The organism is Crocosphaera sp. Alani8, assembly GCF_038442745.1.
Lineage (GTDB): Bacteria > Cyanobacteriota > Cyanobacteriia > Cyanobacteriales > Microcystaceae > Crocosphaera.
This window is the reverse complement of the sequence record NZ_JARVCN010000130.1, coordinates 1-9305: the sequence shown is the minus strand read 5'-3', so window position 1 is coordinate 9305 and position 9305 is coordinate 1. Positions and strand designations below refer to the sequence as shown.

10 protein-coding genes are annotated in these 9305 nt (G+C 39.2%); 1 reads left to right on the top strand and 9 read right to left on the bottom strand.

Features of this window, described 5'->3' with window-relative positions; translation table 11 throughout:
* Nucleotides 1-126: 126 nt before the first annotated feature.
* Genes P9B04_RS09125 through P9B04_RS09115 form a run of 3 tightly spaced genes read right to left on the bottom strand, consistent with a single transcriptional unit; the run spans nucleotide 127 to nucleotide 3718 of the window.
* A complete protein-coding gene (locus tag P9B04_RS09125) occupies nucleotides 127-1536 on the bottom strand; it encodes a hypothetical protein (RefSeq protein WP_342054674.1) in 1410 nt (469 codons plus the stop codon).
* A 9-nt stretch (nucleotides 1537-1545) separates the two neighbouring features.
* A complete protein-coding gene (locus P9B04_RS09120; protein WP_342054673.1) occupies nucleotides 1546-1815 on the bottom strand; it encodes a hypothetical protein in 270 nt (89 codons plus the stop codon).
* Nucleotides 1816-1846: 31 nt separating this feature from the next.
* Nucleotides 1847-3718: a type IV secretory system conjugative DNA transfer family protein gene (locus P9B04_RS09115; protein WP_342054672.1), complete on the bottom strand. Its 1872-nt coding sequence runs from the start codon at nucleotides 3716-3718 to the stop codon at nucleotides 1847-1849.
* 54 nt (nucleotides 3719-3772) lie between these two features.
* Here P9B04_RS09115 and P9B04_RS09110 point away from each other — a divergent pair, with 54 nt between their 5' ends.
* On the top strand, nucleotides 3773-4063 hold the full coding sequence (locus tag P9B04_RS09110; protein WP_342054671.1) for a hypothetical protein: 291 nt from the start codon (nucleotides 3773-3775) through the stop codon (nucleotides 4061-4063).
* A gap of 75 nt (nucleotides 4064-4138) precedes the next feature.
* On the opposite strand, the gene P9B04_RS09105 is transcribed toward P9B04_RS09110, so the two are convergent.
* From P9B04_RS09105 to P9B04_RS09080, 6 genes are all read right to left on the bottom strand, one after another.
* Nucleotides 4139-4849 carry a hypothetical protein gene (locus P9B04_RS09105; RefSeq protein ID WP_342054670.1) on the bottom strand — a complete coding sequence of 237 codons (711 nt, stop codon included), beginning with the start codon at nucleotides 4847-4849 and terminating at the stop codon, nucleotides 4139-4141.
* A complete protein-coding gene (locus tag P9B04_RS09100; RefSeq protein ID WP_342054669.1) occupies nucleotides 4833-6278 on the bottom strand; it encodes a TrbI/VirB10 family protein in 1446 nt (481 codons plus the stop codon). Before P9B04_RS09100 ends, P9B04_RS09105 begins: the two co-directional genes overlap by 17 nt.
* Nucleotide 6279: 1 nt before the next feature.
* Nucleotides 6280-7077: a hypothetical protein gene (locus P9B04_RS09095; RefSeq protein ID WP_342054668.1), complete on the bottom strand. Its 798-nt coding sequence runs from the start codon at nucleotides 7075-7077 to the stop codon at nucleotides 6280-6282.
* A 4-nt stretch (nucleotides 7078-7081) separates the two neighbouring features.
* Complete coding sequence (locus P9B04_RS09090) at nucleotides 7082-8215, bottom strand: NAD/NADP transhydrogenase subunit beta (RefSeq protein WP_342054667.1); 1134 nt, start codon at nucleotides 8213-8215, stop codon at nucleotides 7082-7084.
* A 1-nt stretch (nucleotide 8216) separates the two neighbouring features.
* On the bottom strand, nucleotides 8217-9038 hold the full coding sequence (locus tag P9B04_RS09085; protein WP_342054666.1) for a hypothetical protein: 822 nt from the start codon (nucleotides 9036-9038) through the stop codon (nucleotides 8217-8219).
* 43 nt (nucleotides 9039-9081) lie between these two features.
* On the bottom strand, nucleotides 9082-9305 hold a 224-nt coding region (locus P9B04_RS09080; RefSeq protein WP_342054665.1), incomplete at its 5' end, for a hypothetical protein.

Sequence of the window (9305 nt, the reverse complement as noted above, 5' to 3'; positions counted from 1 at the left end):
CCAATCTTTCACTAAGTTGCTTGAATTGTTGGAAAACTAGAGAGCGATCGCTTAGAGGAAAATCAACGATCACCGCTTGATAAACACCAAGTAATTTAAAAAGTTTTTCTATCATGATCTGGAGAATTAACGACGACGAGAGAAAGTAGGGGTAGTAGTCTGAGTAGAAGCAGGAGTCTGAGTAGAAGCAGGAGTCTGAGTAGAAGCAGGAGTTTGAGTAGAAGAAAAAGAAGACTGTTGCTGAAAAGATTGAAATTGACGTTCAAAAAAAGTTAGATCAGTATCAGTCATTAAACTGGTAGTCATAGGGGTATTACCTTGATAAGTTTGATGATAAATAACACCCCGTCCGGGTGCTGATATTTCTACATCACCATTAAGATCAATAGCAAGGCTATAAGAATCACCACTTTTTCTAATAGATTGTTGCTGTTTTTGAGCCATGTTTACTAATTGCTCAGCAAGCAGATTAGCTCTAGTAAACAAAGCAGCATTTTCCAAATTTTGTTTTTGTTGAGACAAATTAATCTTAGATTTTCCAAGATTTAAAAGAGTTTTAGCATCATCAGCCTTCAAATTATTATTAATAATAGATAAGCGTTTTTGTTGATTAACATCAAAAGCCAAAATAGGTTGCTCATTAGCATTAAAAACAGTGTAACGTTGTTGTTTTCCTAAAGGTTGGCGGAGGATAGTATAACCATCTTGAGAAAAACGAGCTTCTCCAAATTTAATATTTTTAGAAGATAAATAATAAAGTTTCTTAGCTATTTGTTTGTGTTGATGTTCTTTGGCGAAATTAGATAAAATTTGCCGTCCTTTTTGAGAGAATTGTTGCCACCACTTGACATTTGATGGTTCTTGTTGTCTAAAAGATTGAAGGTCAGGAGAGAGAGAATTAAGTCGTTCGTTAACACGAGTTTCAATTAAATTCTCTAAATACTGAGAAACGGCATTATCTTGTAAAAAAGACAGTTGCTCATTAATCACTTGTGTGCCAGTCTTTTGAGGAGAAGGAGATAAAGTATTTTTAGTAATTTTACCTTGTGGATCTGTAGATAAAAGAACTTGCTCAGAAAGAATCTTATCCCCTTGTTTTTCAAAGGATTGAACTTGAATAGAAGGAGCAGAAGGAAGAATAGTTCCTTCAGGTAAAGATTGAAGAATCTCAATTTGTGCTAATAATCGTTCAGAAGATGAAGTATTTTTTTTAGATTTAATACCATCTTGAGTTAACTCAATTTCATCAACAAAGTTTCCATTTTGAGTAACTTGAAACAAAAGAGAGGATGGTTGTTCACTGCTAGACTGATCTTTTTCTTTCTCTAGAGAAATCTGAGAAGAATTAGATGAAGGAGATTGAGAATAATTGTCCTGTTCTGGGGGGTCAGATTGAGAAGAGTTTTCTGAGTTTTGAGTCTCTTCGTTATCATCATCATCCCAATATCTATCAAAAGATAATGGTTTGATATTCTGCAAAATATTTAGATATATTTGCTGTATTTCTCTTGAATTATTATCATTAATGAATGCCATAATATCTCCTTAGTTAATCAAAAGACCTTGAGCTAAATTGCCCAATCGGTTTAATAAAATTATTCCCTCCTCAGAGAAGAAAGATAATTCACCATCACAATAAATGGCTAAATATTGAGCTTGATGGTTTTGAGGACGAGGATAATCAATTTGACCTAAAGGAGTTTGAGTTAATAAAACGCCATTTTGGTCAAAAAATTCGATAATTTGAGGATGGTAATCAATGGGGAAATTAGGTAAAGTTTGGTCAAGTTTATGGGGGGAAATATGTTTAGACATTTCTGATAATGAAACAATGTACAATTAATAATTAACAATCAAGATTATGAATAGAAAAATCTTGAGGAGAATCATTAGGTGAAGGGGGATTAGAATTAGATGAAGACTGAGAATTATTCTGGTCATCAGAAGGAGGTAAAGGAAAGAGACTATTAACTAATTCATAACGTTCTTCAAATTGTTTTCGGCGTTTTTCATCATCAATGGATTGATGATTTTGTTGAGAAAAATAGTCCCATAATTTAGGCCATTGTTCCTGTGACCACATCATCTCATTAAGGTCATCTTGGGGAACTTTAATCTTTTGTTTAATGGGGATATATTCTTCATCGCCTCGTTGATAATTGGGATTAATAATAATGGCTTGACCTTTACCCAATTTCATAAACTGAGAAATTTCAAATAAATTACGTTTTTGACGATTTTCAGAACGGGAACGAGAACCGCCACTACTTTTACCAGAATTACGAGAACGAGATTTAGTAGAATAAAGAATATCAAATTCTCCTAACGCCTTAGAAAAATATTCTGCTGACTCAACTTCTTGGGGATTAAAAATAAATTTGGTGGCACAATTACCAATAATAATTTTGGCCACTTCTTTACCATAAACTTTCTCTAATTGAGCTAAATTTTGAAAACCAACGATGCCACAAAAACCATCTTCACGGTTTTGAGTGAGCCACTCGTAGAGCATTGGCAAGTAAAGGGTGGGTAACTCATCAAGAAAGACACACAACGGGTCTTTTCTCGGCTGAGAACGAGAAACATTCCGCGAAACAATCATATGAATGACTGCAGCCATCAAGGGGCCAACAATATCGCGGTTATTACGGTCTAGACCACAAACAAGAAGGGTTTTGCCGTCTAAATCTAAAGGAATGGTAGAATCATCACTAAAAGCTCCAATAAAGTCTTTTTTGAGAAATTTCTCAAAGGTGCGTTGTGCTGTACCAATGATAGAACTTTCTGTTTCAGGAGCAGAAGCAACAGAAATCAACTGAGCTAGAGGACGCATTGTCCAGACGGGAAACTGTTGTTGTTCTCTCGAATAACCTAAGCGTAGCCCGAGTTGGGGTAAAGATAAGATGGCCGCACAGGTCATCAGGTCAGCATATTGTTTACCACATTTGGCCGCAACAGCTTTAGCTAATAAGAAGATACCTTGTACAAGAGTGGCTCCAGCATCCTCGAAAAATTTATCTGATGAAGCATTAGCATTTAAGTCGATGTTTTTAGCAATAACTTCGGCTAACTGACCGGCAGCCACCGCATCCTCTTCATTTTCTAAAAAGTCGAGAAGGTTACAAACATCAGAAAAAGGGAAATTAGGGGTAAAAAATCGAACTTTGTAGCCTCGTTTAAGAGCATAGGCAATTACCCGACTACTTTGGGTGGGAAATTTAAAGTCATAGAGTAACGTAGGAAAACCTTGATCTAAAGCAGAGCGAATGCAAGGGTCGGCAACACTGAAAGTTTTACCAGTTCCTGCAGCCCCAGACACAAAAACCCCTCGTTGGATATCAGGGATATAAATGGGAGCAGAGGCCGCTTTTCGTTGGTGGTTAAAATTGAGTCCAGAGGATAACCATTGTTCTTCTAATTTTAGAAGTACAGGGTCAGGAGTACCGATATACAAAGAAGCACTGTTGCGAGTGGGAGAGTTGATTTGAGAAAGGGCTTTTTTAGCAGCCTTGTTTTTTTCATTGGTTCCCCCCCAATAAGCAGTAGAAAGTTTCCCTTTTTTTGATCCATCTCCCACTAAACTCAAAACTCCATATAATCCGAAAATGGCAATTAACGTTAAGGCCATAGGATTAGATAAAGCATTAACTAATTGATTATTTTGATTGTTATTAGTGAAGGCGAAGTTTGAGGGAACTTCAATAATAGTTTTGGGCATGACAGCGTTTTTCAGTTGAGTCGCTAATATTTCTAGTTAGAGAAGACAAGGAAGATGGGGAAGACAAGGAAGATGGGGAAGACAAGGAAGATGGGGAAGACAAGGGAGATGGGGAAGACAAGGGAGAGGGGGAAGACAAGGAAGATGGGGAAGACAAGGGAGATGGGGAAGACAAGGGAGATGGGGAAGACAAGGGAGAGGGGGGAGACAAGGGAGAGGGGGGAGACAAGGGAGAGGGGGGAGACAGGGAGTTTTTTCTCCAACAAAGTCCCCCTTGTCCCCCTTGTCCCCCTTGTCCTATTGCTTAAAGATTTGTCTATCCAATTGAAAACTTCTATGACTTAAGACCTCACCACAAGCAAGATCCAAGTTAAGACCCAAAACCATCCCCATCCTGTTAAAAACAAAAAAAGTCGCTTATTAGTCACTTTTTTTCTCGTCTCCTAACTCTAAAATTTGTCCAATCTGTTGCCAAGAAACTTGAGAATTATTAAGAGATTTACTTAAAGGGTGACCTTGTTGAAGATAAATAAGAACCCGACGCAGCTTAGGCTTTAGATTATCCCAATCTTCAATATTTTTCTGAGAGGAAGCAATTTTAATACCCCGTTCTAATTGAGTAATTAAAGGAGAAGTCAAGGTCGAGGGTTCGGGAGTGGGGGGAACCATCTCAAAGATTAAAGAATTGGGTTTAGTGGCTTTATTAATTCGATAAAGGTAAATGCCACCCCCATCCGCTCCAGTGGTGACAACAGTTAACAAACTGGTATTAGTGGCGGGTAAACCAGGAATTTGTAGGTCATTAATGCGTTTGAGATGCAGGACTTTAGCACCGGGGCCATCGCAATTAAGGGAACCAGGAAGACCTTGCAGACATCCATCACCATCGATGGTGACAAAGTTAGGATTGTCTAACCAAGCTTTGGTAATCACCTGTTGAGAAGGTAAAAAAGAAAGGGTAACACCATAACCATTAGCTAAACCAATGCTAATAGGGTGCATTTGATTAGCTTGCCCCTGAGTAGCAGTTTTAACTACTCTTAATAGAGGAGGTTCCGTAGCAATGGCTAAATTAGCAGAAGGGATGGTCAGCACTGCCAATAACATGAAACAATTAACGGTTTTGAGCATTACCCTCTCCTAACTCGACAGAACGAGTAACCCAAATTTGAACCTCAGCACCAGCATCAAGCCACCAAAGACGGGAAAGATTTTGCATTTCACGAATAGCTTGTTGGTTCCGTTGTTGCCATTGTTCACCGAGAGGGCCTAACCCTCCTTCTAAAATGGCACCGACATAATTAGGTTCATTGTAAGTAGAAGTCGAAGAGGTGCCACCCAAACCGCTAAAAGTAGAAGTCGAAGTAGCACGATTAGTAAATTCACCGACTTGAGATAACGCTCCCATAATAAAAGTAGCCCCATCTCGTCTGGCGAGTTCCCCGGAATAGTTATCCTTTAATTTGGCAATGAGAGGACTACCATTACTTAATCGAATTTGCAGGGATTCGGATTCAAGGGGATATTCTTGTCCATCACTAATGACAGCAACAGCTTGACTACTGATAATGCCACTCTCAACGGAGGAGACGGCAAAAATAACCGTTGAACCTTGTTGTAACACCGTTTCATGGTGATGGCTTTGAAGAGGTTCAGTTAAGGTCACCATGAAAGCAAAATTCGTAGCATTTCTTTGAGCAACAGGAACAGCGATAGGTGTGCTAAGAACCCCTGATACTTTTTGTCCGAGGGGTAAAGAGAGTGCTAGAGGTTGAGTAATGATAGTGGTTTCGGGAGTATCAAGTGCTTCAATTTCGGGTTGCTTCTTTGTCAAAGTTAGCCTTTGATTAACTTGTTGACCTCCACCGTAACTACCTAATTGGGCTAATTGTTGCCATTTTTCCAGAGGATCTGTTACTTGAGTAGAGGTTAAAGGTGGGGGTGATGGGGATCTGGGTTTTGTCTGAGAAACAGGACGAGAAGGGGGAACTACTGGTGAGACAGAGGGAAGGGGTTGGGATGGACGAACCGGAGTAGGGGGAACTTGATTCCTAACAACAGTAGGGGGAGGAGTGGTTGAAACTGAAGGTTTCTCCACCGTCACGGTAGGAACATCTTGTCTATTGTCTAACTGGTCTTTGATAGCTTTGATTTGGTCATTCTGCTGAGATAAAGCTAATTCTCCTGATAATTTGGCATTTCGTTCTTCTAAGGTATCTGTTGTATCATCAGGGTTTTTGGTTTGTTGTGATCCGGTAGGGGAAGTGGTTGAAGTTGAATTATTAGAAAAAGAAGAATAAATGGAATTACCTTGAGAAAAAAGAAGTCCCAAGAAAACAGCAAAAGCTCCAACAACTAAAGTAATTAACCCTAACTTAGCATAAGGATTTTTAGCAAAAGACTTTGATTTTTTCTTATTTTCTTGAGATGAGTATTCATGAGAAATATCCTCAGTTGAATTAGGTTGGGGATTAGGAGCTTGAGTTGAATCTAGGTGAGTGTTATTTAACTCAAGCAAAGTATAAATATCTTCAGTTGAATAATTTTGAGGGGAATTCATGTTATTTTAAATTCTCGCGACGGGAGGGAATAATAGAATCGATTTCTAAACCAGCTTGACGAATTTGGGCTACTTGTTGAGCTAAAGTTGTCAAAGTTTTAGTGTCAGTTGTTTGAGTTAAACTGTCGATTAATTGAGGATTAGGAGGAACAATCGACCGAACATAAATGTCAACATTGTAAGGAACAACTTCCGCTACTTGACCTAAATCTTTTAAAAACAAAAGATTAGAAACTAAACGAACTTTCCAACGACCATTGGAAACTTTTTCAGGAGTAGAAAAGGAAACAGGAACAAAAGCGACATTAGTTTTTTGGGTAAAAACTGACTGAGGAACTAATTCGGCAATTTGACGTAAAAATTCTTGACGGAAATTAAGCTCCAGAGAGAAACTAGCTTCCCAAACGGTTGTGGGAACTTTACCAATTCGTTGACCATTTTCAGCAGTGACATCAATGCCAGAATCGACAATAAATTGTCCAGGTTGGTTCTTGTCTTGCATGGTTCCAGACCAAGTGAAAGTCAAAGTAAAAATGTCGTTCAAAAACGTCAGAATAGACTCGTCAGTGCGTTGGGTTGAATCAATAGGAATGACCGAAATAGAATCGCCACTGGCTAATTGGACTAAGGTAGGGGGAGGTTTATTGCCTACTCGAAAAATACCAATCATTAATGCCAATTGAAAAACTAACGTTAATCCTGTTCCTCCCAGACAAACGAGAACCAGTTTGCCATAAGCATCTTTAACGGAAACCGAATCTGATGTGCCTCGTAATTTGGCTTTGTCTAATAAACTCATTTAACTATCTCTTAGAAAAGACTGGGGTTGTAGCATCGCGAACTCGACCTCGAATGCGTTTACGAACAGAAGGGGGAACATTATTTTGATAAGCTGACCCCATGCGACGCATAGCAGGATGAGCGGCCATACGGGCGGCCATTTTTGCCCCACCCAGAGCAAGAGAAGCTCCTCCAGAGACAACAGCACCTGCCAAAGCACCACCAATCGAACCTAAACTGGTCAAGGTAGCGATTCCGCCACCAGCAGCTAAAACTAGAGCCAAAACGGGAGAGAGCAAACCAACCGCAACAGAAAATACCAAGCTATTGAGGCTATTGGCTTCGAGCATAACCATTGACACCATTCCAACGAGGATATTGAAAAACAACTTATACAGTCCGATAGAGTAAAAAGCAATCAACCAAGCAAATAAGGACTTTTGTTTAACAGGTAATAACGTTCCTCCTACCGCAATGGGACCAGCAAAGGCCGTCAGTATCCAAGAAATTTCTACCAACCATTGCACAGCTACTCCTAAAGCTAAAAGCAATCCCACCAGAACCGTTTCAATGGCTGAAGCAAATCCTGATAAAATGCCAGGCTTATTAACAAGGTTGCCACTTCCTTGTTGTTGAGCAAATTGTTGAGATAGAATTTGGGCATCATCGAGACATTTTTGCTGTTGAACCGGATCAGGAATAGCTTGGCAAGTCTGAACCTGCTGGTCGTACCAAGATTGAACCCCTATTCCGCTTGAGATTTGGTTAAATGCGTCAATTGCAGTTAATCCGTTAACAGAACTGGATTGCAAAACTTTTTGACTAGTAGCATTCATTAAATCGCGCATGGAAAAAGTTAAATCTCGCATCAATGCCCCTTGGTTGGCTAACAAAGCCACTGCCACTGCCAGAAGAATCCATTGTTCCCAAGGGACAAAGTTGTTGCCATCTTGCAACACCCCCTTAACCCAGTTAAAAAGGAAGATAGCAATAGTCCCAGTAAAAAATAAAACACCGATTTCTGCTATACCGTTGTACATAGTAGAGTTAAGGGTGCTATTCCACAACTGATTTAGGGATTGAGAAACAGCCTGTTGAGTAGCACTACTACCTTGTAGAACTACCTGGGATTTCAAAACATTTGCAAGTAACCACATATCAATCCATCCTTAATAATGCAGAGATTTCCAACACACTCAAAGAAGCGGATTGCATATCACTTTGACGAGCTAAGTTCTGGCTATCAATAGCTTCAGAAATATTGGCAAGGTTATAATTAGCTAAATCTTGTTTAACGTTTAATTGGGTCATTTCAGAGCCAACTGTCCCTAACAACATTCCCTGCTGAGCGTTCTGAATAGCAATGCGCTTAAGAAGATTACGTTGATTATTGGTGTATCGAGCAGCGATGGCCTGATTATCTATTTCACGGACTCCTTCTTGGATCTGAGTTTGGCGGTCAATAACAGTTTGTTGTCCAGAACTGCTTAAGGTTTGTGCTGCATGAGAGCGAGTCGCTTGGCGAACCCCAGTATGCTTAGCTTCGTCAATGGAGAGGTATTCTCCGTTGTTGGTAAAAATAGTCTCAAGGTTAAACTCAAAATCATTAAAATCTGGCAAACCTAATGAACCCAAAGTTACGGAAATAGCCTGTCCTTGAAGTTGAGGATTCCAGATTTTCAGGGAATTGCCAAAGTTGTTGAAAAAGCTAGTCAACTGAGATTGCAACCCTGAGATTTGATTGGTTAAAACATTAGTAGAAGAAAAAGAGGAAGGTAAAAAAGAAATGGGTAAAGACTCCCCTAACAAAGAAGTGGGAAATCCACCTCCTAACAAAGTATTTGGCAAAGAACCATTTAAGAGAGAAAGGGGTAAAGAGCTTAAAAGAAAATTAGCTGACCCGGGTAAAGCCGTAGCCCCAACAATAACTAAACTACTACCTAAAATTAGAAATCTTTTGGTGTTTGTGTTTGTTTTCATGGTAGAAAATCATCCTGAAAAAGATAGTGTAAAATCTAAAAAATTAAGAAGCAAATTGCTTCGTAAGTTCAAGTAAACCTCGAACTTTATCCCCTTGATATTGTTGCCAAAATTGATGGCGTTTAGCGGTTTCAGAAGGATTATTAGCAATCAAAGAAAATAAAGCAGAGCCAGGATAATGACGAACAGGAATAAGTCGTTTATCATCAAATAACCATTGAGAATACCGCTCAAATTTATTAATGCCATACCTTTCAGAAGCATTTT

Excerpts from the sequence above, each read along its gene's own strand:
- P9B04_RS09125 (WP_342054674.1), bottom strand. The coding sequence starts at position 1,536 with ATGGCATTCATTAATGATAATAATTCAAGAGAAATACAGCAAATATAT.
- P9B04_RS09120 (WP_342054673.1), bottom strand. The coding sequence starts at position 1,815 with ATGTCTAAACATATTTCCCCCCATAAACTTGACCAAACTTTACCTAAT.
- P9B04_RS09115 (WP_342054672.1), bottom strand. The coding sequence starts at position 3,718 with ATGCCCAAAACTATTATTGAAGTTCCCTCAAACTTCGCCTTCACTAAT.
- P9B04_RS09110 (WP_342054671.1), top strand. The coding sequence starts at position 3,773 with ATGGGGAAGACAAGGAAGATGGGGAAGACAAGGAAGATGGGGAAGACA.
- P9B04_RS09105 (WP_342054670.1), bottom strand. The coding sequence starts at position 4,849 with ATGCTCAAAACCGTTAATTGTTTCATGTTATTGGCAGTGCTGACCATC.
- P9B04_RS09100 (WP_342054669.1), bottom strand. The coding sequence starts at position 6,278 with ATGAATTCCCCTCAAAATTATTCAACTGAAGATATTTATACTTTGCTT.
- P9B04_RS09095 (WP_342054668.1), bottom strand. The coding sequence starts at position 7,077 with ATGAGTTTATTAGACAAAGCCAAATTACGAGGCACATCAGATTCGGTT.
- P9B04_RS09090 (WP_342054667.1), bottom strand. The coding sequence starts at position 8,215 with ATGTGGTTACTTGCAAATGTTTTGAAATCCCAGGTAGTTCTACAAGGT.
- P9B04_RS09085 (WP_342054666.1), bottom strand. The coding sequence starts at position 9,038 with ATGAAAACAAACACAAACACCAAAAGATTTCTAATTTTAGGTAGTAGT.